We start from the raw sequence: 25,406 nt of genomic DNA, 5'->3' as shown, positions 1-25,406 counted from the left end.
GTTTCTCCGATGATTCACCTTGGAAAAAAATGGCTGCTCAGCGTAGCAGCAGCTGGTACTTTTGCCGCTGCTGGATGTGGCAACGGAACACAACAGGCCGCTGTACAATATCCTGTGACACGCAAAATAGAGCACACCGACACCTACCACGGCACCGCCGTTGCAGACCCCTACCACTGGCTGGAAGCTGACACCGCCAGCGATGTAAAAGCCTGGGTAACCGAGCAGAACAAGGTGACTTTCGCCTATCTGGATCAGATCAAGTACCGCGAGGCCCTGCGCCAGCGGCTGGAAGCACTATACAACTACCCCAAAATTGGCGCCCCTTTCCGCGAGGGCGAGTTCTATTTCTTCGGCAAGAACGATGGCCTGCAGAATCAGTCTGTCATGTATGTGCAGAAGGGCCTCGACGGCCAGCCCGAACTTGTGCTGGACCCCAACAAGCTCTCTGCTGACGGCACAACCCGCATGACAATGTTCGTTCCCTCTAAAGGGGCGCAGTATATCGCCTACGGTCTGTCTGAAGGCGGCTCCGACTGGCAGGAGATTCGTGTCATGCAGCTGGATGGCCGCAAAGAAATGACCGACCGCGTGAAGTGGGTGAAAGTATCGGGCCTAAGCTGGTACAACGACGGCTTTTTCTACAGCCGCTACCCTGCCCCAAAAGATGAAAAACTGGCACTGAGCGGTAAAAACGAAAACCATCAGGTGTTTTACCATAAGCTGGGCACCCCTCAGGAACAGGATGTGCTGGTGTATGAAGACAAAGCCAACCCCGAGCGTTTCCACATCGTGGATGTTACGGAAGACGAGCGTTACCTGATCCTCAACATCTCAGACCGTGGGCGTGGCAAGGATGGCAACGCCATCTGGGTACGCAACCTCGCTAAGAACCAGCAGAGCTTTACCCCTGTCATACAAGACTTTGACTATCAGTACGGCGTGCTGGGCAACCTCGGTGACAAGCTCATCATGTTTACCAACCGCAATGCCCCAAACGGCAAGGTAGTGCTGGTAGACCCCGCCATGCCCCAGGAGGCGGCCTGGAAAACCCTTGTAGCTGAAAGCAAAGACAAAGTGATGGACAATGCCAGCTGGGTCGGCGGCAAGCTCTTCATCACCTACATGAAAGATGTGGTGCACCAGGTGGCTGTTTACTCAGCCGCGGGCCAGTTGGAAAACAACGTAGACCTGCCTGGCCTTGGCACTGTGGGTGGCTTTGGTGGCCATGAAGACGAGAAGGTGGTGTTCTACACCTACACAGACTATACCACACCGGGCACTATTTACAAGTACGACATCGCCAGCAAGAAGAGTGAACTCTTCCGCCAGCCCGAACTGAAGTTCGACCCCAAGCAGTTCGAGACCAAACAGGTCTTCTACAAGAGCAAGGATGGCACAAGTGTGCCCATGTTCATCATCTACAAGAAAGGACTGGAGCTAAACGGCCAGAACCCAACCATTCTTTATGGCTATGGCGGATTCAACATCAGCATGAACCCCTCGTTCAACGCCCTGCGCATAGCCTGGCTGGAACAGGGCGGTGTATACGCAGTAGCCTGCCTGCGTGGCGGCGGCGAATACGGCGAAGCCTGGCACCAGCAGGGCATGAAGGACAAGAAACAGAATGTGTTCGACGACTTCATTGCCGCAGCTGAGTGGCTCATCTCCCAGAAGTATACCGACAGTGCACACCTTGCCGTTGAAGGCCGCAGCAACGGTGGCCTGCTGGTAGGCGCCTTCATGACCCAACGTCCCGAACTGGCCCGCGTGGCCCTGCCCGGAGTAGGCGTAATGGACATGCTGCGCTTCCACAAGTTCACCATCGGCTGGAACTGGATTGCCGACTACGGCAGCTCTGACAGCACCGACGGCTTCAAGTATCTGTACGCCTACTCGCCGTACCACAACCTGAAGCCCGGCACCTGCTATCCGGCTACACTTGTCACCACAGCCGACCACGACGACCGTGTAGTACCTGCGCACTCTTTCAAGTTTGCCGCACGCCTACAGGAATGCCAGAACTGCCCAAATCCCACTTTGATCCGCATCGACACACAGAGCGGGCACGGTGCCAGCAACACCAAAAAGAATATCGAAACAAGTGCAGATATTTTCGCCTTCACTTGGTATAACATGGGCTTCGAACCCACGTTCTAAAAGAAGCAGAGAGAGGTTGGTATGATTGGTCAGGCGGCATCCCTATAAGGATGCCGCTGCCATTTTACAGGCATGAAAAAAGGGGCAAAGCCCCTTTTTGTTTGTTCTGATACAATCAGGCTTCGTCGCCCAGCACCTCGTCTACTTCGTTCCGCATGAAGTCGGGTAGAGGGGCTGGCTTCAGGGCGTTCTGTAGCAAATCACGGTTTTCAGTACGCATTCGCACAGTATCTACGGCTACATACAGGGCATTCCGGGTGCTGGTCACATCGGCCAGGTTTTTGCCTGCAATGTCGTAGGCTGTACCATGATCGGGGCTCGTACGAATGAACGGCAGACCTGCAGTGAAGTTCACTCCATAGCCCTCGGCCAGCGTTTTGAAGGGTACCAGGCCTTGGTCGTGATACATGGCGAGAATGCCATCGAACTTGCGCCAGTTGCCCATCGCAAAGAAGCCATCAGCCGGATAAGGGCCGTACGCCAGCAGGCCTTCGTTGCGGGCTTTGTCAATTCCAGGCACCACAATGTCGCGGTCCTCTGTGCCGATGACACCGTTGTCGCCTGCATGGGGGTTGAGGCCTAATACTGCCAGCTTGGGTTTGGCCACACCAAAGTCAAGCCGGATGGAAGCAGCCATCAGCTTCAGCTTGTTGGCAATGGTATTGGCCGAAAGCGCCTTGGGCACCTGGCCCACAGGTATGTGGGTAGTCGCCACTGCCACACGCAGGTGGTCGTGCACCATCAGCATCAGCACATCCTGTGCGCTGGCCTGCTGTGCCAGATACTCGGTGTGGCCCACAAACTTGAAGACATCACTCTGAATGGTCGCTTTATCAATCGGTAGCGTCAGCAGGGCGTCTATCTCACCGGCTTTCAGGTCGCGCACGGCACGTTCCAACGCCTCGTAGGCGGCTTTGCCACCCTCTTCACTGGGCGCCCCGGGAGTGGCCGCTTCCAGCCACGGTGAGGTCTCAATGATGCTGAGCTTGCGGTCGTTGCCATGCTGTGCCTGCTTCAGGGTCTGCAACACTGGCTCCTCCATGCCATACAGCTCTTTATACTGGCCCAACACTTTGGCGCTGCCATATACCACGGGTATGCAGGTCCGGAACATGCGGGCGTCGCTGAAGAGCTTCAGCGCCAGCTCCGGGCCAATCCCGTTCGGGTCGCCCATTGTGATGCCAACTACAAATTTGCCGTCTTTCATGGAGTATCAGAGTTGAGGTGAGTGAGAGGAACAGTGGGGCCGCCTCAGACGGGCAGCGTACGCAGAAACTCGGTCAACAGCCGCACGCCCACACCGGTGCCATTCTTGCCACGGTAGCTGTCAGCGCCATCCAGATACGCCGGGCCTGCGATGTCCAGGTGCATCCACGGATAGGCCGTGAAACGCTCCAGAAACTTGGCCGCCGTGATGGAGCCGGCATAGCGCCCGCCAATGTTCTTCATATCGGCGATGTCGCTCTTCAGCAGATCGCCATACTCGTCCCATAGCGGCATCTGTACCAGCCGCTCGTGTGTAGCAAAACCGGTAGCCAGCATGTGTTGGCCCAGTTTTTCATCCGCTGTGTTGTAGAAGGCAGTTGCCTGGGTGCCTACCGCAACAACGGCAGCCCCCGTCAGAGTCGCGAGGTCTATCACCAGCAGGGGCTCATACTGCTTGGCAAAGGCCAGCGCGTCGGCCAGAATCATACGGCCTTCGGCATCTGTGTTCAGCACTTCCACCGTGCTGCCGTCGTACATCGTGATGACGTCGTTTGGTGTGTAGGCATCCTCCCCGGGGCGGTTGTCGGTGCTTGGAATCAGACCAATCACGTGCACGGGCACCTTGTTCGCCGCCAGCGAAATGAACGTGCCCACCACTGCGGCGGCGCCAGCCATGTCGCTCTTCATGCTGTCCATGCTGCCGGGCGTTGGCTTCAGGCTCAGGCCGCCCGTATCGAAGGTGATGCCCTTGCCTACCAGCACCACAGGCTTGCTGTTGCGGGCGTCAGCGGGCTTCCACTCCAGAATAGAGAAACGGGGTTCGCCTTGGCTGCCACGGTTCACGGCCAGCAGGCCACCCATTTTCAGGCTCTCGATCTTTGCTTTGTTGAATACCTCTACCGAAAAGCCATACTCCTTGCCATAAGCCACGGCACGATCAGCCAACTCGGTAGGGGTCAGTACGTTCGGGGGTTCGTTTACCAGGTCACGGGCTACACATGCCGCCTTGGCCGTCTGCACGGCACGGCTTACTATGGCCTCAGCATTGGGCACATCCGTCACGATGGCCACTTCCATCAGCTTGTTGCGCTGCTTGTCGGTGTCCTTGGTCTTGTAGGGCAGGAACTGGTAGTTGGAGAGTACTGCCACCTCTGCCACAGCCGAAAGCAGCAGTTCCGACGAACCCATGCCCGTCAGCAGCACCTGCACACGTGTCTGCTTCAGGCCATTGGCACGGCCCACAACCCCATGCATTACCTTGCGCAGCTTCTCGGCGGCCAGCTTGCTGGCGTTGCCTACGCCATAATACCACACAGAGGCGCCTGGCGTATGAAACAGTGCCGTCTCATCTGCCTTGGCATATTCGGCCAACAGCGGAAACTGGCTTCGCAGGGCATCTGGCAACGCCTGGGTGATGGCGGCCTCGGCTCCTTCAGCCACAAATACGGCCACCGGTATGGCGGCATCCAGTTGGCGGGCGACTGTTACGTTCATGCGATTCGTGACGATTTAGCGTAGGTTTGCAACCTGTAACACACAGGCCGGGCAAAAATGCACAAAAACGCCCGGAAACCCGCCTATGGCTGCCGATTCCCCCACCCCACTCCGGCCCAAGAAACACCTGGGACAGCACTTCCTGGCCGATGAAAACATCGCCCGGAAAATCGTGGGACTGGTGCAGCCAATCCCCGGCGAGACAGTGCTGGAGATAGGCCCCGGCCAGGGAGTACTTACCAAGTACCTCACCGATACCAATCATCGTACGCTTGCTGTCGACTTTGACACCGAGTCCATTGGCTTCCTCCGCGAGTGGCAGCAGATGGGGGGCTTAGCCCCTCATCTGGAAATCGTGCATGCCGACATTCTCCAGTATGAATTTCCCGCCCAACCCTTCGTGGTAGTAGGCAACCTGCCCTACAACATCTCCTCGCCCATCTTCTTCCGGCTTATCGAACAGCGGCAATATTGCCGCCGGGCTATCTGTATGATTCAGCGCGAGGTGGCCCTGCGATTGGCTGCACAGCCCGGCGGCAAAGACTATGGTATCCTCTCCGTTCTGCTCGGGGCCTACTTCCACATCAAATACGAGTTTACCGTTCCGCCCGGCGTTTTCCGGCCACCACCAAAGGTGCAGAGTGCGGTCATCTCGCTGGAACGGCGAACCGAAAGCCCTGCACTGGGCCTCAAATTCGCCCGTTTTGCCACAGTAGTCAAAACGGCCTTTGGGCAGCGGCGCAAAACGCTGCGCAATGCCCTCAAGTCATTGGGTGAGGCTCCTGAAGCCTACGCCGACAAGCGTGCCGAGCAACTTACGCTGACCGACTTTGTGGCGCTGGCCCAGCATTTCGGCGCCTGAACCGACTACCCTATTCGGGGTATGAGTCAGACGCCTCCTTAACGCTGGTTCATCCCCAAAAACCCAACTGGCAATTTGCTTCATTTTCAGCCGTTCGGCTGATTGGAATGTGCCGTTCACAAGCATTCCCTAAGGGCTTTTACCGATTTTTACTGGCAATCTTGCCGCGGCAGAAACAACTTGGCCTACGCCTTTTTGCAGGCGGCACTACGGGCCAGACGAAACCCCGCCGCCCTGAAGGACTGCGCAAAAGGCGTATTTTCAGAATACCCGCTAAGTGTATCAGATACAAGCCGTTATTTTGGCCCAGCACACCTGATAACTGAACTCCTCCCACAATGGAAACACCGCCAATCCAGCAGTCTGTTGCATCACCTGATACTGCCGATGTTCAGCAACTCCAACGTACTATCGAGGAGTTGAGCCGCAACAAACACGAGCTGGAACAGAAACGGTTTGTCGATGCCAGTCTGGCACGTTTCTCGGAGCTCATGCGCTGGAAAGTGGAACACACCCTGGAGTCCTGGGCAGACACCCTGCTACTGGAGTTGGTACCCTACCTTAATGGCCTGCAGGCAGCACTCTACATTGCCGAAACCAATCACAGTGGCCAGCGCCTGCTCAAGCGGGTAGGTGGTTATGCCTGCCCTGCCGATGCCATCGACACCATCATGGAGGGCGAAGGCCTTACAGGCCAGGCCATGCTGTCAGGGCAAACGCTTTACTTCGATGGCAACAGCGAGTTCAAGGCCCATACACAGTCCAGTCTGGCACGTATCGAAGCACGGGTACTGCTGGTGCAACCCCTATTGTATAACAGTACCGTAGAGGGCGTCTTGGAAGTTGCGGCCATCCGCAGCCTCGAACCGCAACACCTCGAACTGCTGCGCACACTCTCGGAAAGTCTGGCCGCCAGTCTCTCCAGCGTACGCAGTCAAGTAAGAATACAGGAACTGTATCAGGAAGCACAGGCCCAGCGAGAGGCCCTGATGGCGCAGGAAGAAGAGATGCGCCAGAACATGGAAGAATTGGAAGCCACACAGGAGGAGATGCGCCGTGTACAGCAGGCCATCGCAAACAGTGAGGCGCAGCTGCAGGGGATCCTGAACTCTACCACCGACATGATTCTGGTAATCGACCACCGGTACCGGATCATTTTCTTCAACGACGTGGCCATTAAGGCATATGGCGCCATGGGCGTTGAACTCAAGCACGGCACCCCCTTGCCTGACTTTGTGCCGCAGGACGAACTGCCAACTTTTAAGGCCCTTTGGGACCGAGCCCTTGCCGGTGAACAGTTCACCATGGAGGTAGACTCCAAGTCGTTTGGTGGCCACCAATACTTCGACGTTACCTACAACCCGATTCGCGATGCGCAGGGCCGCGTAACCGCCTTCTCCCTCTTCACCCGCGACATCACCGTTCGTAAGGAGCAGGAGCAGGCATTGCGACAGGCCCACGAGGAAATGGAGGCCCAACAGGAGGAGCTGCGCCAGAACCTCGAAGAACTGGAAGCCACTCAGGAAGAAATGCGCCGTGCGCAATTGGCTGTCATGGAAAATGAAGCCAGGCTGAACGGCATCATCAACTCCACTTCCGACACCATCATGGTGATCGATTCGGAATACCGGATCATCTATTTCAACAATGTTGCCACTCGCGAATACGGCTCCGCCGGTATAGAAATGCGGCAGGGTATGTCGCTGCTCGAAATCGTACCCCCAAATGAAGTCGATACCTTCAAGGTGCTCTGGAACCGTGCCTTGTCAGGCGAGCAGTTCAACCTGGAGGTTGATTCATATACACTCGGGGTTCATACTTTCTTCGATGTCTCCTACAACCCTATCCGAGATGCCAATGGCAAAGTCATTGCCTTCTCCCTCTTTACCCGAGACATCACTCTGCGCAAAGAACAGGAGATAGCCCTGAAGCAGGCGCATGAGGAAATGGAAGCCCAGCAGGAGGAGTTGCGCCAGAACCTGGAAGAGCTGGAAGCCACGCAGGAAGAAATGCGACGTGCACAGCAGCAGCTTGCCGATGCATTGAAACAGAGTCGCGCGCTCTTCGAAGGCTCTCTCGATGCCATCCTTATAATCGATGGCCCCGCTATTATCGACTGCAACACCGCCGCTCTCAAACTCTTTGGTGTACCCGATGTAGCCACCATGTGCACACTCACACCTGTGCACCTCTCGCCCGAGCACCAGGCCGATGGCATGTCATCGGGCGATGCTGCCATGATGCGCATTCAACAGGCCATGTCGAACGGGAAAGAACAGTTTGAGTGGCTCCACTGGCATTACACCACACACAAGGAGTTTGAAGCAGAGGTACAGCTGGGGCTCATCAGCATGGGCGAGAAGACCGTCATTCAGGCGGTAGTGCGCGATATCTCCTATCGCAAGCAGCTGGAGCGCGAGGCCAACCGCCAGTTCCAGATGCTCTCTGCTTTCCTGAACAGCAGCACCGACACCATCGTCTACATCGACACCGACTATCGCGTGCAGATGGTAAACGAAGTAGTACGCACCAATTACCGTCAGATTGGCCGCGAAGTGGCCTACGGCATGTCAGTTTACGAGCTGCTCCCCGCCGAACAGCACGACTACTACAAAGGACTTTACGACCGTGCCCTCTCTGGCGAAAGCTTCATCGAGCCGCTTCATTATGTCATGGAAAGCCTCGATTTTTACTTTGAAACCAGCTACTTCCCTGTTCGCCATACCGACGGAACCATCCTGGGCGCGGCCGCAGTTGCACGTAACGTCACCGAGCTGGAAACGCTGAAACGCAGCATGGATGCAGCCAACGGCGCTGAAAGAAAGGTTGCTACTGCCCGTAACAAAAAATAATACTGCGCTTACCTGACGCATCATGACACTAACCTCCCTGATAGAACCGCTGCTGTCGCTGGGCACACAGAAAACCCAGGACCTGGGCATCCGGCAGAAAATCCGGACGTCTAATGTCCTCTCCGTTACCAGCCTGCTGCTTTCGGTAGTGTTTATGGTCTACTCCTATGCTGCTTGGGATTGGCTGAACATCTACTCCACGCTCCTCATCTTTTTCAGCTGCATCGGCTATCTGGTGCTCAACAGGCTGGGCTATCATGTCCTTAGCAGGTTTCTACTGACAGTGGTGCCTCCCGCCATCATCGGCTATTCATCGCTGAACTATGTAGACCCCACCGGCATACGGGTGTTGCAGTTCAGCATTATTTCCTTCCCGCTCATTCTCTTCACGCAGAAAGAGCGCACCCTGCTCATTTCAGGTCTTGTTGCCAACGTAGTACTATTCTTTCTGCCAGGGGCATTCGACCTCATTCGGACCGAACATGCCACTGCCAATGAAGGTCCGCTGTTGCAGGCATTGCTGGAAACCTCTGGCTGTCTGCTTGCCATTGTAAGCCTTATCTACCTTCAGCGGCAGTTCGCGGCATCAGCTCTCGAGAATGAGAAGCTCCTTAATACTGCCCGTGAGCAGAACTCGCTGATGAAGATTTCAGAAGCGCGGCTGAAGAAACAGATGGTGCAGATTGAGAAGAGCACCGCCGAACTCCAAGCCTCGGCGGCAGTGGTGGAAGCCTCGCGCCGCCAAATGGAAGAAAAGAATGCTGCACTGGAAACCTCCCAGGAAGAGCTTCGGCGCACCATGGAGTTGATTGAAAACCGCCGGCGCGAACGCGAGCGCATGGCCGATTTCGAGCGTCTACTCCGCTGGCAGCCTGGCCAAAGCCTGGAACGCTGGGGCAGCGCGCTACTGGGGTCTATTGCTCCCGACTTCAAAATGTTGCAGGGGGCCTTGTATCAGGTTACTGAAAACCCGCTTGATGGCCCACACCTGACTCTGGTATCTGGCTTTGCACTCCATAAAGACACCCCAAAACAGATCCGCATGGGGCAGGGCCTGGCAGGGCAGGTGGCTAAAAGTGCCCGAACCTGGTACATCGACAATCCCAATCAACTGAAGAGCATGGCAGCTGCGGGCCTGGTAGCAATCGCTCCCAAGGCCAACTTCATGGTGCCGCTCATCCACAACGACCGCGTGGAAGGCCTTCTGGAAATCTCTACCCTCCACCCCCTGACCGAAGCCGACCGCAACCTGCTGCAACGCATGGGTGAACAGCTTGGCGGCGCACTCGCTTCTGTTGCCAGCCAACGACGTATCCAGCAGCTTTACGAAGAGGCCAACGAGAAATCGCGCATTCTGGAAGTTCAGGAAGAGGAATTGCGCCAGAACATCTCCCAACTGGAAACCGCACAGGAACAGATGCGCCTGTTCCAACAGCAGCTCGAAGACGCCAACGACCAGCTCGAAGCCCGTGTAGATGAACGCACGGCCGAATTGGCCAATGCCCTCAATGGCCTGCAAAGTGCACAGCAGCAGCTGGTCCTGTCCGAGAAAATGGCAGCACTTGGCCAACTGGTAGCTGGTGTAGCCCACGAGATGAACAGCCCACTGGGTGCCATCAAGGCCAGTGCCGTCAACATGATTGACCTGTTACCTGCAGCGCTCAACCGTCTGCCCGAACTGCTGGCCAGTGTCTCGGAAGAGAAACGCGCCATGGTATATAAGTTCATTGAGGTCATTCTTTACCAGGAACGCGAACACCTCTCCTCCAAGGAAGAGCGCAAACTGCGCCGCCAGTTTGCCGAAACCCTCGGCGAAGCTGGCATTCAGGAGGAAGCCGAAGACATGGCCCGTCGAATCGTAGACGCTGGTTTCTACGGCGATCTCACACCCTATCTGACCATTTTCGCCGACCCACAGGGCACCCCCTTCTCCGAACTCTTCTACTCGCTGGGCCAGCTGAAAATGAACCTCGACAACATTTCACTGGCTGCCGACAAGACCAAGAAAGTGGTGTTTGCCCTCAAGAGTTATGCCCATACTCAGGATAAGCAGGAGGTTGCCCCCATCAACCTGCGCGAGCACATTGAGACGGTCCTCATCATTTACAACAACCAACTGAAGTATGGCATTGAGGTGGAGGCTAAGTACGATGACACCCTGCCCATGATTCCTGCCTACGCCGACGAACTCAGCCAGGTTTGGACCAATATCATCCAGAATGCCATTCAGGCCATGAACGGCGTGGGTAAGCTGGCTATAGAGGTTGAGCGGGTGGGCGAATTCGCCGAGGTGCACATCACAGACAGTGGCTCAGGCATTCCCGCCGACAAAATCGAGAAGATCTTCGAGCCCTTCTTCACCACCAAGCCCCGTGGCGAAGGTACGGGCCTGGGCCTCGATATCTGTCGCAAGATTGTTCGCAAGCATTATGGCGACATGCGTGTGGAAAGCCAACCCGGCCGTACACGCTTCACCGTAAGCCTGCCTATCGTGCAGCCTGCCGTGAGCGAAGAAACAGCCACACAACAGGCTGCGTGATACGGTAAAAACGCAGCATCAGCAGCAAGATCATGCCCACTGAAAATCGTAACTTCAGTGGGCAACCTGTTTTTGTGACCTATGGACGCTCCCAAACCCGCCGATGGAATCCGCTTTCGTACACTGGCCGAGTTCTATCCCTTCTACCTGCACGAACACCGCAACGCTACCAGCAGGCGACTGCATTTCATTGGAACAGGGCTATTACCATTCGTGCTCATCTGGGCGCTGGCTACACAAACCTGGTGGGGGCTTCTGCTCATTCCAGCTGTTGGTTATGGATTTGCCTGGGTAGGCCACGCTTTCTTCGAGAAAAACAAACCTGCCACTTTTCAGTACCCGGCATTCAGCCTCGCCAGCGACTTTCTCATGTTCCGAGATATTCTCCGCGGCAAAGTCCAGTGGTAACAAAAAGCCCCGCTGGAATGCGGGGCTTTTTGCCTGTATACTGTGAGTGCTCAAGGCAGCTTCAGCCGCTCTATGCGCTTCAGTGGGCCGGGGCAGTGCACTTTATGGCAACTCATGCACTGGCTCACCACCAGGTTCCATCGCTCACGCTTGGGCATGGCGTCAGCAGGATTATACAACTGCTCCAGTTGGTTCACGTAACTGGCAGCAAACGCCTCGAATGCCGGACCGCTGTCACTGGCATCGGTCGGTTTGGCCTTGGTAATGTTCCGGTGGGCCTCGGGCAGCTTGCCCAGTTTCACTTTCCCTGCTTCTATTTTCCTGCGCAGGCCCGCGGCATCTTCATACATGGCACGCATCAACAGCGCCAATTCTGAAGACTCCACTGGCAGCCAGGCAGTAGAAAAGCTCCCCACCAGCAGAAACACTGGCAGCAACTTCAAAAAGCGCCTCATGCTCAACCGCGCTTCTTGAGAATGACACCTACCGCCTCAAAGGTAATCTGGCGTTTTTCCTGCGTAATGGCATCTATCTCGGCCTGCGATTTGCCAGCGTCCTGCGCGTAATGCCGCTGCTCTTCCACAGATGTAACCTCTACGGTTGCCTCGCCTTCGATGACTGCTTCACGGCCTGCGCAATCCTTTGGCACAAAGAAGGCATAATCCTTGAAGCGGATACGCATCGTCTGGCCGTTGCCCAGGTCCATCGTCATCCAGCAGCCTTTCTGCTGACACACGGCCCCCACGACTCCGCGCACTTTGGCCGTCACGGTCTGCTTGCCTTGCAGTAATTGAGGCAGCTGTGTGGCGGCCACAGCTCCCTTTTCATTGATTTTGGAACCATAGCGCTCGTCGCCTCCAGCAGGGGCGAATGCCAATACCACTACACTGGCAGCTGCCAGCAAGAAAGCTCCTATACGGGTCATAACAGAGGGAATGAGGGTTGCGTAAGACTCTTTAACAAAGTAAGGAGGACTTACGACAGCCAGTACCCAACAAGTTGTTAAAAAACCCAATCAAAAGACCATCTGTCTAATTCCGTCATTAATAACTGCTTAACCAAGTCAGATTGCCATCCGGAATAGCTTCGCCCCGAACTCTCTACTATTCATCCATGAAGCTACTCGGTACTCTATGCCTACGCTGGCTCCTGTCGGGCTTACTGCTGATGGCAGGAAGTGTGTTTGCCCAGCAGCAGACCTTTTATGTTGATCCTTTCTATGGGGACGATGCCAATTATGGCGACATGTCTTCACCATTCAAGACTGCCTCGAAAGCAATCATGACGGCTGCCAATGGAGACATCGTTCGACTGGTGGCCAGTTATTACACCGAAACGGTTTACATCGACAAACAGATTGCGTTTGAGATATTTACTGATGCCAACTTCACTATTACCAGCAATGCCCAGGCTCAATTCGACGGCATTATCCTCGGTGAAGACCATGCATCGGTTGAATTCCCCGAAATCAATCTGATAGTCAACGGGCAGTTGAATGCGCCCTTCAATGGGGGTGGGGAGTGGAATGTTCCAGCCGACTGGGCGTATGATGCAGTAACCCGCCGTATGACCCATCCTGCCTTTTTCCCGGTATCGCCACTTGTATATCAAGCTTTTACCTTTAAACCTTTGACTCTGTATGAAGTCCGCTTCGAAGTACAGGGCCTTCAGGCAGGCACACCGGGCTCTATTCAGGTGGGCATTGGAGCTGTGAAGAGCCCCATCATTCAAAGCAATGGCCGCTACATCTTCTACCTCCGTACCGATCTGACCGGAGGTAAACTACACTTTGACCCTGTGCTTCCATTCCTCGGCAGCATCGATAATATCAGTGTCACCCAGGTGGGCCTTACAGCCCAAAGCATCACCGTCAACTCCAACGCGATTTCGGCTGGCAAGAACAGTCGGGTGCTGTTGCAGGATGCCATATCAGTTGCGGGCACCGGCTCGGTGATTAACGTCTCGTCTGGTCGATTCCCCTACTTCCTTGACCTCGTCAATCGGCCCGACAACTCACTGGATGGCATTCAGATCGCAGGCTTCTATGCAGGAACAGCTGGCACCGACCCCTCGCGTGTCGCAGCCAACGAAACCGTCATTTGCCTTCCTGCCGGTGTCAGCGAACCCAACTATTCGGTCACAGGAGCGTACAACGCAACCCTTATGCACGTGAATGGGGTACGCAATGCCACAATCAACGGCCTGCTCTTTGATGGCAACAACCCCGCCACTCCTACCGGCACTTCCGTGAATGGGGTTAACGTACAGGCCGCTCTCGGCATTACAGACTTCACTTACACCTCCGGCTATTCCAGCCGCGACAACTCGGGCTTCACCCTCATAAACAACATCCTCCGGCATTTTGGAGAAGAGGGCATTTATCTGGACCCAGGTTCGCTCACCAGCAAGGATCTCTCCATTAGAGGTAACCTCATTTACAACGTTGCTGGCCTCTCGGGGACGGGTGCTGGGATCATGCTCTTCGACAATACCTATGGCAATGTCACTGACAACTCTCTACAGCGGGTGCGCCTGGGTATTCAGTACCAGAACCACTATGGTGTAAACACTGGATTCAAAAACGAAATAGCCAATAACACGATAGAGTTTTATCGTGCAGGCATTTACGTAAACAACAACTTCAGCCTAGCCGATTCCCTAGTGGTCAGAAACAACACCCTCCGCTATGCTTCTGGTACCTATGCAGGTGGCGTTGGCCTTACTGCCGTGAACGGCATCATGGTCGAAAGTCAGCTGAACAACCGACGGCTTCATGTCCGCGACAACACAGTAAACATCTCAAACATTCCTGCCGCTACGAAGTCTGCGGTTGGGACCATCGCTGGCATACAGGTATCCCAAAGTCCCTCAAACGCCCAGTACTTCCTGAGCAACACACTGATTGGCCCCGCCGATCTTCCTGCCACAGCCACTACTTCCTATGCTGGCGTCATGCTTACGACGGGCTTGGGCATTGGAGGCAGCCCCAACAACCAGCCTACCAAAGTCCTGTTTGTCAATACCGACATCAGTCAATTCCCTACTGGCATCTACACCCTGCATGAAACAGCAACTGCGGGGGTAATCCGCGCCCAATTCGACAAAGGCCGTATCGTGGCCAGCAGCGAACCTGGTACCGCAACAAACCGCATCGGCATACGTGCCCTCATGGGGCCTGCCTCGGCCCCGGCTAACCCCAATGACTCGCTCTTTGTGTCAGGCTTCGCTATCTCCACACAGGGTACTGGCATAGGAGCACAATTGGGTTCTTACTATCAACGCATTGAGAACTCCCACTTCAGTGGCAACCTGCAGGGCATCATAGTCACCAAACCGACTTCTGCCGCAGTCGTTCATCTGAATGAAATCGTAGGCAACAACCTTGCAACACCAGGCTTGGCTTACCAGGAAACCAACCTTACTGGCGCCCAACAGTCTCTGCTCGCAGGCAATTGGTGGGGCGCTACGGATGAAGCCACCATCCTCGGCAAAATCAGCATCAACAGAACCACCCCTCTGCGCTACAAAACCATCAACCCGTACCTCAACGCCGCCACAGACCAGAACCTCGCTGACTTTGGCTTTACGGGCGATAGAAGCAATATCACAGCCGCCATTTACGGTGTGGGTTTCAACACCCATGGCACCAAAGGCGATTATTGTGATGGCTGTCTGCAAACGGCTTTTGATTACGGCACAATGCCCGGCACCATCGCCCTCAACAACGGCTGGTTCCGTGGTACTGCACAGCCCAAGTCAGGCACGGCACTTACCCTGAAGCCCTCGGCTGCAACATCAGTGGCCAACATCACTACCACTGCCACTGGCCCTACGTCGATCAACATTGCCGACAACAGTATCGTTATTGACGACAAAGGCGAAACAGCCGCCACACTGGACCTGGGCGCCTCCATTTTCAATGTGCCCGCAGGTCTGCACATCGACCTGGCCAGTCATACTGGTGGCAGCAATACCGGTCACATCAATGGCAAAGTGCATTATCGTATCGCCCCTGGCACAACCGCTACCCTGCCGCTGGGCGATGGCACCTACTATCAGCCCTTCACGCTGAGCCCTTCCGCTGATGTAACTGGTCCTCAATGGTTTGAAGGCACTTTCACCGCTGGCGTTTCCGCAGATCTCGGCGCCAATGGTGGCTCGGCTACCATTCCCTACCCCGGCGCTCCTGGCAGCCCTGCTACCCAACTGCTCGATGGCGGCTATTGGACAGTCGCGCCGAACCTTCCACTTACAACTGGACACGTGAACACTCAGGCCATATTAAACGGCTCTACCAATACCTCTGGTATGCTTGGCTTTGCTATTGTAAAGCGTAACAACGGTTCATCTCCTTGGGGCCGTACGCTCAATGAAAAAGCCAGCACCAAGTCGGGTTCTACCGTTGGGGCTGCCTCTGACGGGATTACTACCTTCAGCGATTTCGGCATATCGGCCTCAGCTACTGGCGGCCTTGGCGGGGGCGCTCTCCCCGTGCGCTGGCTCGCCGTTCAGGGACAGTATGTACAAGGCGGCGCGCATGTACTCTGGGCTACCGCCGCTGAAATCAATAACCGTGAGTTTGTAGTAGAACGCTCCTGGGACGGCCACGCATTTGAAGTTGTCGGCACCGTTGCTGGCGCAGGTACTTCTTCCCAAGTAAACAACTACTCCCTCACTGACCGCACCTGGCCAGCCAGTGCTCAGTCTGCTTACTATCGTGTACGACAGATAGACTTTGATGGCACTGCAACCAACTCCGCCATCATTGAAATCAAGCGTACTGTCAGTGCCGTTGACGCCAACAATACCGTCTGGGTACTGAGTCCCAATCCGGTATTGGATGCGGCCTCTTTCGACATCACGCTGGTGTCTCCAGATGTCAGCTACAGCAACGACCACCAACTGACAGTCATTGCCAGTTCCGGTACTGTACAACTGAACGCTAAAGGCTCACTGACATCCATCACAACCCAGATACGCAATTGGCTCAGCCAGGCACCCACTGGCAGCTATTACCTCGTCCTTACCAGCGGGACGCACACCCAGCGCCTCCAGCTTATACGACTTTAGTGAGTGTTTTTGAGTGGGTTTTGAGCAACGCCCTTCCAATTGGAAGGGCGTTCGCGTTCATATACCTGAAGCTGAAAAGCTTGTAAATCAGCTTTCAGTCGCCAGTACCTTGCCCGTCATCTGTGACGGAATCGGCAGCCCCATCAGGTGCAGAATGGTAGGCGCGATATCACCCAAGGCACCGGGAGACAGCGTGAAGTGACTGCTGTCGCCCTTGCGGGGAATCAGAATGCAGGGCACTTCGGCCAGCGTATGTGCGGTATGCGGCGTTCCATCGGGGTTGCGCAAGCGGTCTGCATTGCCGTGGTCGGCCAGGATGATGAACGTGTAGTGGTCAAGGCCTGCTTCCACCACGGCCTGCACGCACTGGTCCACGGTCTCACAGGCTTTCACTGCGGCCTCAAACACACCGGTGTGACCTACCATGTCGGGGTTGGCGAAGTTCAGGCAGATGAAGTCGGCTGCGCCCGCTTTCACTTCCGGAAGTATGGCATTTCGGATATCAAAAGCCGACATCTGCGGTTGCAGGTCGTAGGTTGCCACCTTGGGGCTTGGGCACAGAATGCGCCGCTCGCCGGTGAAGGGCTCCTCCCGTCCACCGTTAAAGAAGAAAGTGACGTGCGGATACTTCTCAGTCTCGGCAATGCGTATCTGGGTGCAGCCGTTCTCGGCCAGCACCTGACCAAGTGTGTGACTTACATCGTCCTTCTCAAACAGCACCTCCACCCCCTGAAACGTCTCATCGTAGCGGGTCATGGTCACATAGTGCAGCCTGAGGGGGTGCATCTGCTGCTCGGAGTATGGCTTCTGTGACAGCGCCGAGGTCAGTTGGCGGCCACGGTCGGTACGGAAGTTAAAGAACAGCACAGCATCGCCATCAGCGATGGTTACAGGTGCCCCTATCACTGCGGGCTTTACAAACTCATCCGTCACACCGGTGGCATAACTGGCTTCCAATGCAGCCATTGCGGTATCGAAAGCCTCGCCCTTGCCGTTCACCAGCAGGTCCCAAGCCAGGTGGGTGCGTTCCCAGCGCTTATCGCGGTCCATGGCATAATAGCGGCCACATATCGTGGCAATCCGCCCATAGCCCGAGGCCGCAAGATGGGCCTCCAACTGAATCAGAAAGCGCCGCCCACTGTCGGGTGCGGTGTCGCGCCCATCGGTGATGACATGCACATAAGTTTGGGCGATACCCGCTTTCTGAGCCGCATCCAGCAGGCCCAGCAGGTGGTCAATATGGCTGTGAACACCGCCATCCGACACCAGACCTATCAGGTGTAGGGGCTTGTTGTTTACCTGACAGTAAGCAACGGTATCCGTCCAGGTTTTCAGCTGTGCCAGCCCGCCATCGCGAATGGTGTTGGTTACCCGCACCAACTCCTGGTAAATGACGCGGCCTGCGCCCAGGTGCATGTGCCCCACCTCGCTGTTGCCCATCTGGCCCGCAGGCAGCCCCACCCAGCCTTCACTGGCGCGCAGCCGGGTGAAAGGATAACGGGTACGGATGCTGTCATAAAACGGCGTCTGAGCGGCGTCAATGGCACTCACGCTGGGGTCCTCGGCTATCCCCCACCCGTCCAGAATCAACAGGGCTACTTTGCGCTTGGCATTCATGCTGCAAAGGTACGGAACCGCCGTCGCTTAGGCTGCTTGTGGGTTGCCCGGCTTTATGTAGTTTCGGGCTCCCAGACTCACACCTGAGACCACCATGGCTTACGAATTCATTCTGTTTGAGCGTCCTGACGACTATCCCGGCGTTGCACTCCTCCGCATCAACCGCCCCAAAGAACTCAACGCCCTCAATCTGGGCGTCATGTCAGAGTTGGCCGATGCCTGCACCCAACTGGATGCCGATGCCACTATACGGGCTATTGTCATCACAGGCAATGAGAAAGCCTTTGCCGCTGGCGCCGACATCAAGGAAATGGCCGGAAAGTCGTTTGTCGAGATGATCGACCGCCAGCAGTTTCATAAGTGGGCCATGCTGAAGGCCGTTCGCAAGCCGCTGATTGCCGCAGTCAGCGGATTCGCACTGGGGGGAGGCTGCGAACTCACCATGCTCTGCGACATGATTGTCGCGTCTGAGAGTGCGCAGTTTGGCCAGCCCGAAATCAAACTGGGTGTTATTCCCGGCGCCGGTGGCACACAGCGCCTTACCCACGCCCTGGGCAAAGCCCGTGCTATGGAACTGGTGCTGACAGGCCGTTTTCTGCCCGCCGACGAAGCCTACCGCTTTGGCCTGGTCAACCGCGTAGTACCTGTCGAAATTTACCTAACCGAAGCTCTGAAGCTGGCTGCCGAGGTGGCACAGCAGGCGCCACTGGCCGTGCGAATGGGCAAAGAGGCAGTAAACCAGGCATTCGAGCCTGTCCTGAGCCAGGGCATGGACACCGAGCGCCGCAACTTCTACAGCCTTTTCGCCACCGAAGACCAAAAAGAAGGCATGGCCGCTTTTATTGAGAAGCGCAAACCCGAGTGGAAAGGCCGCTAAGGCGGAATCTTACACATTGCCAAGGGAATACATACTTTGTATTCCCTTTTCTATTTGTGCCATGTATAGCTATGATACTCTCTCTGAAGCCCTGACGGACCTGCGCAAGCGCGGCTTCCTGCACGACTTCAACCTGAATGGCGATTGCCTTGAGTGCCCCGCCCAGGACGTCATCCTGCAACACGATGAATTCGATGTGCGTGAACAATACCGCTTTGAAGGCGCCACCAATCCGTCCGACGAGTCTGTCCTCTATGCTATCGAAAGCACCAGTGGCGTCAAAGGCGTCTTCGTGAAGGCCTTCGGTACCTATGGCGAGGCCATTCCCGAACCGCTCCGCAGCAAACTCCACTTCGCGCGCTGAAAGCCCCAGTCAGCTTCAGGAAAACAGGAACAGGCAAAGCCCCAACAGAAGCACCAGGTTTATCCCAACCGTTATCCAAACGGGCTTCTGCGACGGCATGATTGGCAGCCTGGCCAACATCGGCTTCAGTTGATTGGCAAAGCCAGTACCAGCCAGCTCCACGGCCTCTTCCGTATTGGCCGGCATACTCTTCAGCGTCTGTAGAAGCGTAGGCAATACTGGTACCGCCTTGGACAGAAGCCACACCAACCGATATGCCGGCATCGGCAGCCCCTTGATCAGCCCTGCTACCGCATCGGCCTTTGACAGCTTGTGGTTGATGGAAGCCGCGTCAGCTGGCAACTGTTGGCAGACAGCCCGGAAAACCGCCTTCCAGAGATGCTCATTATGTCGCTCGACCAACGTGCCTAGCGCAGCGCGCAGCGCCTGTCGCTGCCCCACCACCAGATACACCACGGCCACTAAAATGGGCAGACAGAAAAACAGAATAAGGAGCAGTGCTCGTATTACTCCCAGAAAGGTGTTCTCGTCTTGAAAGTGCAGAACTCCTGTTTTGAGCAGAACCGACACCAGAACTACAACTGCGGCGTTGACAGCGATGCCAATTGCCATGGTACGCAACAATGCACCAAAGCCGGACTTCAATACTGCCTTGGCTTCCTGCACCAGATAGGTGCGTAAAGACTGTGAGGAATCCTTTGTTTTTACGGCATCCGTTGCGCTGGCATTCATGCCAGCAAACTTAGCAGGAAGCCGCTACGCATCTGCCCGGTTAACGTCGCTTTCGGCCACGGTTGTCTGAATCGTCCTCGTCGCCTTCTTCGTCCTGTAGGGAATCCAGACTGAACATACTCCCCAGCATATCGCGGAACGACAGCACAGCACCCCCATTCGGCGACACCAGCATCTTCTTGCCCAGCAGAGAATATTCGGCCAGCCCATGCAGTACAAACTCCATGTGCAACAACAGCTCTTCGTCACGCACCTGGGGCTGAAGGACCTTCACCAGTTCGCGCAGACCTTCCACGCTGTTCAGCGCCATTTCATATTCCTGCTTGCGGGCATCGCGCAGCACGTCTACCGTTCCCCCCTTGCCAAACCATGCAGAAACTGCCTCGTATGGGCTTGGCTGCTTGCTGCGCTTCAGTTTTTCCGGATTGGGGTACAGCTGCGCAAACACCGTGCGTATAGCCTTGCTGATCAGCGTGTGCGCCACCTTGCCGGGGCCCTCCTGCTCGCCCTCATACACCAGTTCTATCTTCCCGGTGATGCTGGCCACGGCGGAATAGAGGTCTGCAATCCGCAGGCTGGTGGTCTTTTCTCCCGCCAGCAACATGCGGCGCTCGGCTGCCGACACCACGTTCTCGAAGGCGCTGATAGTGAGACGGGCCGACACGCCCGACTTGGAGTCAACGAACTCGCTCTGCCGTGCCTCAAACGCAATCTGCTCTACCAGGTCTTCCACCAGACGGAAGCTGGCAACAGCTTTGCGCTGGGCGTCTGCCAGATGGGCCTCCTGCTGGGTAATCTCGCGGGAAAGCTCCACCGTACGCGGATAATGCGTCAGTATCTGGCTTTCGATGCGGTCTTTCAGCGGGGTAACAATGCTGCCACGGTTGGTGTAGTCTTCCGGGTTGGCCGTGAACACAAACTGTACATCCAGTGGCAAGCGCAGGCGGAAACCGCGTATCTGTATGTCTTTCTCCTGCAGGATATTGAAGAGCGCCACCTGAATGCGGGCCTGCAGGTCGGGCAGTTCGTTGATGACGAAAATCCCACGGTGTGAACGCGGCACCAGCCCAAAGTGAATGACCCGTTCGTCGGCATACGTCAGCTTCAGCGATGCCGCTTTGATGGGGTCCAGATCGCCGATAAGGTCCGCCACCGACACATCCGGCGTTGCCAGCTTCTCGGTATAACGTGCCTCGCGGTGTACCCAGTCGATGGGGGTGTCGTCACCAGCCTCAGCAATGAGGTCGCGGGCCTGGCGAGAAAGCGGGTTCAGCGGATCGTCGCTCAGTTCCGAGCCCGCAACTACCGGCATGTACTCGTCCAGGAGTTCCACCATCTGGCGGGCAATCCGCGTTTTGGCCTGCCCGCGCAAGCCCAAAAGCAAAATGTTGTGCCGCGAAAGAATGGCGGTCTGAAGCTCCGGAATCACCGTGTCTTCGTAGCCCACGATGCCAGAGAATACCTTTCGGCGGTCGCGCAGAGCCGCTATCAGATTCTCTCTGAGTTCGTCCTTGATGCTTCGGCTTTGGTAGCCACTGGCGCGAAGAGCGCCCAGCGTGGTGAGGGTACGGTGCGGATTGGCCATCTTCTACAGAACACCTTCGCACTGTCGAAAATTCACTCTCAGCGGGCTTTCAGCAGGTTCAGCAGATAGGTGCCGTAACCACTCTTTTCCAGCGGGGCGGCTATCTCGCGCAGCTGCTCGGCGGTAATGAAGCCCTTCCGCCAGGCGATTTCCTCAATGCAGCCGATTTTCAGGCCCTGCCGCTCTTCAATAATCTGAACGAAGTTGCCCGCCTGCAACAGCGAGGCATGCGTGCCGGTGTCCAGCCAGGCAGTGCCGCGGTTCATCTTACGTACATGCAGCTGCCCACGGCGCAGATACTCTGCATTCACGTCCGTGATCTCATACTCGCCTCGGGCCGAGGGTTTCAGGTTGGTGGCAATCTCCACCACCTGATTGTCGTAAAAATACAGGCCCGGAACAGCGTAGGACGACTTTGGCTTCAGCGGCTTTTCCTCGATGGACAGCACGCGGTCGGTCGCATCAAACTCCACTACGCCATAGCGCTCGGGGTCGAGTACGTGATAGGCGAAGATGATGCCTCCCTGCGGCTGCTGGCAGGTTTTCAGCAGTTCGCCCAAGCCATGCGCGTAGAAAATATTATCGCCCAGTATGAGGCACACGCTGTCAGTGCCGATAAAGTCACGACCGATGGTAAAGGCCTGCGCCAGCCCCTCGGGCTTGGGCTGCTCGGCGTAGGAAAACTTCATGCCCAGCCGCTCGCCTGTGCCCAGCAGGCGCTTGAAACCCGGCAGATCTTCGGGCGTGGAAATAATCAGCACCTCGCGTATCTCGGCCAGCATCAGCGTCGAGAGCGGGTAGTAAATCATAGGCTTGTCGTACACGGGCATCAGCTGTTTGCTGATCACCTGCGTAAGCGGATACAGTCGGGTGCCGGAGCCACCGGCAAGGATGATGCCTTTCACGGGGGCAAATTACCAATAACTGCACTCCCCAGAAACCACCGCAGCGGCTTCAGCGTACCCTGCGGCGGCGATTGCGGATGTAGTCTTCGAAAAGATACTCGCCCAGGCCATCCAGACTGGCGTAGAACGCTTTGCCACCAGCAGTCTCAGTAAACTCCTGCACAAAACGTTGGAGATAAGGGTCACGAGCGATCATGAAGGTTGTCACACCGATGTTGGCGCGCTTGGCGGCAGCGGCGATGTTCAGCGTTTTGTTCACGATTTTCCGGTCAAGCCCGAAGCTGTTCTTATAGTAGTCTCCCGCTTCTTTCAGGCACGTGGGCTTGCCATCGGTAATCATGAAAATCTGCTTGTTGTGCGTCTTGCGCCGGCGCAGGATGTCCATGGCAAGCTCCAGCCCTGCCACCGTGTTGGTGTGATAAGGCCCTACCTGAAGGTACGGCAGGTCTTTAATTTCTACAGGCCAGGCATCATTGCCAAAGACAATAATGTCCAGCGTGTCCTTGGGATAGCGGGTAGTTATCAGCTCGGCCAACGCCATGGCCGTCTTTTTGGCAGGCGTGATACGGTCTTCACCGTAGAGTATCATGGAGTGCGAGATGTCGATCATCAGCACGGTGCTGGTGATGGTCTTGTACTCACGCTCGACGACCTCCAGATCATCTTCGGCCAGAGCAAAGTCGCTCAGGCCGTGGTTCACCTGTGCATTGCGGATAGACTCGGTCAGCAGGATGGAGTCGAGCGAGTCGCCAAACTGCCAGGGCCGCACGTCGGCAGTGCTCTCATCGCCCTGCCCTGTATAAGAGGTCCGGTGCTGGCCCTGCCCACTTTTCGCCAGCTTGCCGAAGATCTCTTCCAGGCTTTGCTTTCGAATGGCCTGTTCAGCCTTGCCAGAGGGCTGAAACACGCCCGAGCCGCCTTCCTCCTCCCGTATATAGCCGCGGTCTTTGAGGTCCTGAATGAAGTCGCCCATGGCATACTCCGGGGTTGTGAGGCCATATTGCCTGTCCAACTGCGTCATCCAGGAAAGGGCTTCCTGTACGTCGCCGCTGGTGTAGGTGAGCAATTCGAGGAAGAGTTTCAACAACGATTCGAAATCTCCACCCTGTGGCTCATTCGGGTCAAAGGTAGAAAAGCGGTGGCCCAGCATATTACCTATAACGCCAGGCCACTCTGCAATGTTCAAAAAGCAAAGAGGCCCGCGATGCGGGCCTCTTTGCTTTTCCAGTTCACTCCTCAGTTCGCGTTGTCCCAGTTGATTTCGTCAATCCGCTTGGGCATCTGCGTTACGACAGCTCCATACGGATTGCCACCGTTGTCGCGCACCGAAGCTACCCAGGCAGCATCCAGTCGGTTATAACGGCGAAGGTCAATCCAACGATGGCCTTCGAAAGCGAGCGAGTAACGACGCTGCTTCAGAATTTCATCCAGCAGTGCGGTGCCAGTAGGCGTCACAGCACCCAGTGAATACTGCGCCCGAACCACATTGATGATGTTCTGCGCATCGGTCTCCAGCCCAGTGTTGTACTTGGCTTCGGCAGCCAGCAGTGCAAGCTCCTCGCCACGGATCATGTAGGAAGCCGTAGTGTTGGAAGCATACATTGCCATCTCATGCTGGAAGTTGATAATCACACCGTTAGTGAGCGTAGCAATGTTGGCGGCTCTAACACGTATTTTGGCATTACCTCCGTTAGCCATTGGTGTACCAAATACGCGTGTGTCACCAGGCTCCGCATCATTAACAAACGCAACGGGTACCAGTGCGGTACCTGTAGCCAGATTCGGATTGTAGAACTGGGGGTTCAACGCTTCACCAGCAGCGGCACTGAAGAAGTTTTTCGGCCCAACATAACGTGTATTGCTAAAGTTGGTGCTATCGGGGGCATCGGCATCCGGGTAGAAGGAGTTGTCGATAGCCGTCAGCACAGCACCCCAGTCGGCAGCCGAACTGGTAGCATTGGCACGATAGGCATAAACCCGAGCAGCGAACGCGCGGTTCAGACGAGCCATCTTTTCAGCCGTGTTGGCACCCGTCGAAGCTGTAACATAATCGTTCCAGCCGCTGGTGAAGAAGAAGACATCTGTGCCACTCATATCCGCCTCAACATCATTCATGAGCGCATAGCCATCATTCAACAGTCGCAGAATCTCAGTCAGCGCCGCCTGATATGAAACAAAGGGGCCAGGCTTCAGCGGATCAGCCAGATCTATACGTATACCATTCTGGTACAGCATATTCAGCTGATGCAACATACAGATTGCCTGAACCGTCATCGCATACCCCCGATAAGCCTTCAACTCGCCGGTAGACAGTTCGCCAATCCGGGCATTGATGGCAGCTTTTTCTGCCTGTGCCGCCTGGTTACGGGCATAAGAGAAAGTCAGATAATATGCGTGATAGAAGGACGTGTTATCCATGGGCACATTACCCATGGCAACCGAGAAAAAGCGACTGTCCTGATTGGAGTAGTACAGGGCTTCGCGGCCAAAGGAAGTGATCATGGACATGTACCCGGTGTTAGCACCAGCAAATGCCGCACGAAGGCGCGCCTGCATCCCAACAAACAGCTCTTTCAGCTGCGAGCGGGTAGCGTTTTTCAGATAGTTATCTGCTATCGGGTTATTGGTGTCGAGCTGGGAGGGGACCTCCAGAATCGAACAGCCCGCACTGGCAGCACCCATCAGGCCCACTGCCAGCATGTATTTCAGTATTCTTTTCATGAGGAACAGTAGGG

18 protein-coding genes are annotated in these 25,406 nt (G+C 55.9%); 8 read left to right on the top strand and 10 right to left on the bottom strand.

The window, feature by feature from the left end; genetic code table 11:
* Window positions 1-9 precede the first annotated feature (9 nt).
* Window positions 10-2,160, top strand: coding sequence for a prolyl oligopeptidase family serine peptidase (locus AC2D8O_RS05350; protein ID WP_484677764.1), 2,151 nt, complete (start codon window positions 10-12; stop codon window positions 2,158-2,160).
* Window positions 2,161-2,275: 115 nt separating this feature from the next.
* Here the strand turns inward: AC2D8O_RS05350 and pdxA are convergent, their stop codons facing one another.
* Window positions 2,276-3,367 carry a 4-hydroxythreonine-4-phosphate dehydrogenase PdxA gene (gene pdxA, locus AC2D8O_RS05345; RefSeq protein ID WP_484677763.1) on the bottom strand — a complete coding sequence of 364 codons (1,092 nt, stop codon included), beginning with the start codon at window positions 3,365-3,367 and terminating at the stop codon, window positions 2,276-2,278.
* Between the two features lie 44 nt (window positions 3,368-3,411).
* On the bottom strand, window positions 3,412-4,860 hold the full coding sequence (locus AC2D8O_RS05340; RefSeq protein WP_484677762.1) for a leucyl aminopeptidase family protein: 1,449 nt from the start codon (window positions 4,858-4,860) through the stop codon (window positions 3,412-3,414).
* An 85-nt stretch (window positions 4,861-4,945) separates the two neighbouring features.
* On the opposite strand from AC2D8O_RS05340, the gene rsmA reads away from it, so the two are divergent.
* From rsmA to AC2D8O_RS05320, 4 genes are all read left to right on the top strand, one after another.
* Entirely contained in the window at window positions 4,946-5,722 is a 777-nt protein-coding gene (rsmA, locus tag AC2D8O_RS05335; RefSeq protein ID WP_484677761.1) for a 16S rRNA (adenine(1518)-N(6)/adenine(1519)-N(6))-dimethyltransferase RsmA, read from the top strand.
* A gap of 338 nt (window positions 5,723-6,060) precedes the next feature.
* Complete coding sequence (locus AC2D8O_RS05330; protein WP_484677760.1) at window positions 6,061-8,574, top strand: PAS domain-containing protein; 2,514 nt, start codon at window positions 6,061-6,063, stop codon at window positions 8,572-8,574.
* A 22-nt stretch (window positions 8,575-8,596) separates the two neighbouring features.
* Window positions 8,597-11,113 (top strand): ATP-binding protein, encoded by a 2,517-nt coding sequence (locus AC2D8O_RS05325; RefSeq protein WP_484677759.1) that lies wholly within the window; start codon window positions 8,597-8,599, stop codon window positions 11,111-11,113.
* Window positions 11,114-11,194: 81 nt separating this feature from the next.
* Complete coding sequence (locus AC2D8O_RS05320; RefSeq protein WP_484677758.1) at window positions 11,195-11,521, top strand: Mpo1-like protein; 327 nt, start codon at window positions 11,195-11,197, stop codon at window positions 11,519-11,521.
* 50 nt (window positions 11,522-11,571) lie between these two features.
* Here the strand turns inward: AC2D8O_RS05320 and AC2D8O_RS05315 are convergent, their stop codons facing one another.
* Together AC2D8O_RS05315 and AC2D8O_RS05310 are read right to left on the bottom strand one after the other, a co-directional pair.
* Window positions 11,572-11,976, bottom strand: a complete 405-nt coding sequence (locus tag AC2D8O_RS05315; protein WP_484677757.1) for a hypothetical protein — start codon at window positions 11,974-11,976, stop codon at window positions 11,572-11,574.
* Window positions 11,977-11,978: 2 nt separating this feature from the next.
* A complete protein-coding gene (locus AC2D8O_RS05310; RefSeq protein WP_484677756.1) occupies window positions 11,979-12,446 on the bottom strand; it encodes a DUF4920 domain-containing protein in 468 nt (155 codons plus the stop codon).
* A 188-nt stretch (window positions 12,447-12,634) separates the two neighbouring features.
* On the opposite strand from AC2D8O_RS05310, the gene AC2D8O_RS05305 reads away from it, so the two are divergent.
* Entirely contained in the window at window positions 12,635-16,591 is a 3,957-nt protein-coding gene (locus AC2D8O_RS05305) for a hypothetical protein (protein WP_484677755.1), read from the top strand.
* An 87-nt stretch (window positions 16,592-16,678) separates the two neighbouring features.
* Here the strand turns inward: AC2D8O_RS05305 and gpmI are convergent, their stop codons facing one another.
* Window positions 16,679-18,208 (bottom strand): 2,3-bisphosphoglycerate-independent phosphoglycerate mutase, encoded by a 1,530-nt coding sequence (gene gpmI / locus AC2D8O_RS05300; protein WP_484677754.1) that lies wholly within the window; start codon window positions 18,206-18,208, stop codon window positions 16,679-16,681.
* Window positions 18,209-18,302: 94 nt separating this feature from the next.
* Between gpmI and AC2D8O_RS05295 the strand changes: the two genes are divergently transcribed.
* Window positions 18,303-19,085: an enoyl-CoA hydratase-related protein gene (locus tag AC2D8O_RS05295; RefSeq protein WP_484677753.1), complete on the top strand. Its 783-nt coding sequence runs from the start codon at window positions 18,303-18,305 to the stop codon at window positions 19,083-19,085.
* Window positions 19,086-19,146: 61 nt separating this feature from the next.
* Complete coding sequence (locus tag AC2D8O_RS05290; RefSeq protein ID WP_484677752.1) at window positions 19,147-19,449, top strand: phosphoribosylpyrophosphate synthetase; 303 nt, start codon at window positions 19,147-19,149, stop codon at window positions 19,447-19,449.
* A 15-nt stretch (window positions 19,450-19,464) separates the two neighbouring features.
* Here the strand turns inward: AC2D8O_RS05290 and AC2D8O_RS05285 are convergent, their stop codons facing one another.
* The 5 genes from AC2D8O_RS05285 to AC2D8O_RS05265 form a co-directional block, all read right to left on the bottom strand.
* Complete coding sequence (locus tag AC2D8O_RS05285) at window positions 19,465-20,181, bottom strand: hypothetical protein (RefSeq protein WP_484677751.1); 717 nt, start codon at window positions 20,179-20,181, stop codon at window positions 19,465-19,467.
* 40 nt (window positions 20,182-20,221) lie between these two features.
* Window positions 20,222-21,766 (bottom strand): sigma 54-interacting transcriptional regulator, encoded by a 1,545-nt coding sequence (locus AC2D8O_RS05280; protein ID WP_484677750.1) that lies wholly within the window; start codon window positions 21,764-21,766, stop codon window positions 20,222-20,224.
* Between the two features lie 38 nt (window positions 21,767-21,804).
* Window positions 21,805-22,671 (bottom strand): glucose-1-phosphate thymidylyltransferase RfbA, encoded by an 867-nt coding sequence (gene rfbA, locus AC2D8O_RS05275; RefSeq protein ID WP_484677749.1) that lies wholly within the window; start codon window positions 22,669-22,671, stop codon window positions 21,805-21,807.
* Between the two features lie 49 nt (window positions 22,672-22,720).
* Window positions 22,721-23,821, bottom strand: a complete 1,101-nt coding sequence (locus tag AC2D8O_RS05270; RefSeq protein ID WP_484678270.1) for a vWA domain-containing protein — start codon at window positions 23,819-23,821, stop codon at window positions 22,721-22,723.
* Window positions 23,822-23,907: 86 nt separating this feature from the next.
* On the bottom strand, window positions 23,908-25,392 hold the full coding sequence (locus tag AC2D8O_RS05265; RefSeq protein WP_484677748.1) for a RagB/SusD family nutrient uptake outer membrane protein: 1,485 nt from the start codon (window positions 25,390-25,392) through the stop codon (window positions 23,908-23,910).
* Between the last annotated feature and the right edge of the window lie 14 nt (window positions 25,393-25,406).

Source organism: Pontibacter sp. T17 (assembly GCF_057219875.1).
Note: the sequence above shows the minus strand (reverse complement) of the source record. Positions and strands in the feature narration are given on the sequence as shown.

Bases quoted from the DNA above. Each gene is read 5' to 3' on its own strand.
- AC2D8O_RS05325 (WP_484677759.1), top strand. From the start codon at position 8,597: ATGACACTAACCTCCCTGATAGAACCGCTGCTGTCGCTGGGCACACAG.
- AC2D8O_RS05315 (WP_484677757.1), bottom strand. From the start codon at position 11,976: ATGAGGCGCTTTTTGAAGTTGCTGCCAGTGTTTCTGCTGGTGGGGAGC.
- AC2D8O_RS05350 (WP_484677764.1), top strand. From the start codon at position 10: ATGATTCACCTTGGAAAAAAATGGCTGCTCAGCGTAGCAGCAGCTGGT.
- AC2D8O_RS05285 (WP_484677751.1), bottom strand. From the start codon at position 20,181: ATGAATGCCAGCGCAACGGATGCCGTAAAAACAAAGGATTCCTCACAG.
- AC2D8O_RS05340 (WP_484677762.1), bottom strand. From the start codon at position 4,860: ATGAACGTAACAGTCGCCCGCCAACTGGATGCCGCCATACCGGTGGCC.
- AC2D8O_RS05330 (WP_484677760.1), top strand. From the start codon at position 6,061: ATGGAAACACCGCCAATCCAGCAGTCTGTTGCATCACCTGATACTGCC.
- pdxA (WP_484677763.1), bottom strand. From the start codon at position 3,367: ATGAAAGACGGCAAATTTGTAGTTGGCATCACAATGGGCGACCCGAAC.
- AC2D8O_RS05320 (WP_484677758.1), top strand. From the start codon at position 11,195: ATGGACGCTCCCAAACCCGCCGATGGAATCCGCTTTCGTACACTGGCC.
- gpmI (WP_484677754.1), bottom strand. From the start codon at position 18,208: ATGAATGCCAAGCGCAAAGTAGCCCTGTTGATTCTGGACGGGTGGGGG.
- AC2D8O_RS05305 (WP_484677755.1), top strand. From the start codon at position 12,635: ATGAAGCTACTCGGTACTCTATGCCTACGCTGGCTCCTGTCGGGCTTA.
- AC2D8O_RS05280 (WP_484677750.1), bottom strand. From the start codon at position 21,766: ATGGCCAATCCGCACCGTACCCTCACCACGCTGGGCGCTCTTCGCGCC.
- AC2D8O_RS05270 (WP_484678270.1), bottom strand. From the start codon at position 23,821: ATGCTGGGCCACCGCTTTTCTACCTTTGACCCGAATGAGCCACAGGGT.
- AC2D8O_RS05290 (WP_484677752.1), top strand. From the start codon at position 19,147: ATGTATAGCTATGATACTCTCTCTGAAGCCCTGACGGACCTGCGCAAG.
- AC2D8O_RS05265 (WP_484677748.1), bottom strand. From the start codon at position 25,392: ATGAAAAGAATACTGAAATACATGCTGGCAGTGGGCCTGATGGGTGCT.
- AC2D8O_RS05295 (WP_484677753.1), top strand. From the start codon at position 18,303: ATGGCTTACGAATTCATTCTGTTTGAGCGTCCTGACGACTATCCCGGC.
- AC2D8O_RS05310 (WP_484677756.1), bottom strand. From the start codon at position 12,446: ATGACCCGTATAGGAGCTTTCTTGCTGGCAGCTGCCAGTGTAGTGGTA.
- rsmA (WP_484677761.1), top strand. From the start codon at position 4,946: ATGGCTGCCGATTCCCCCACCCCACTCCGGCCCAAGAAACACCTGGGA.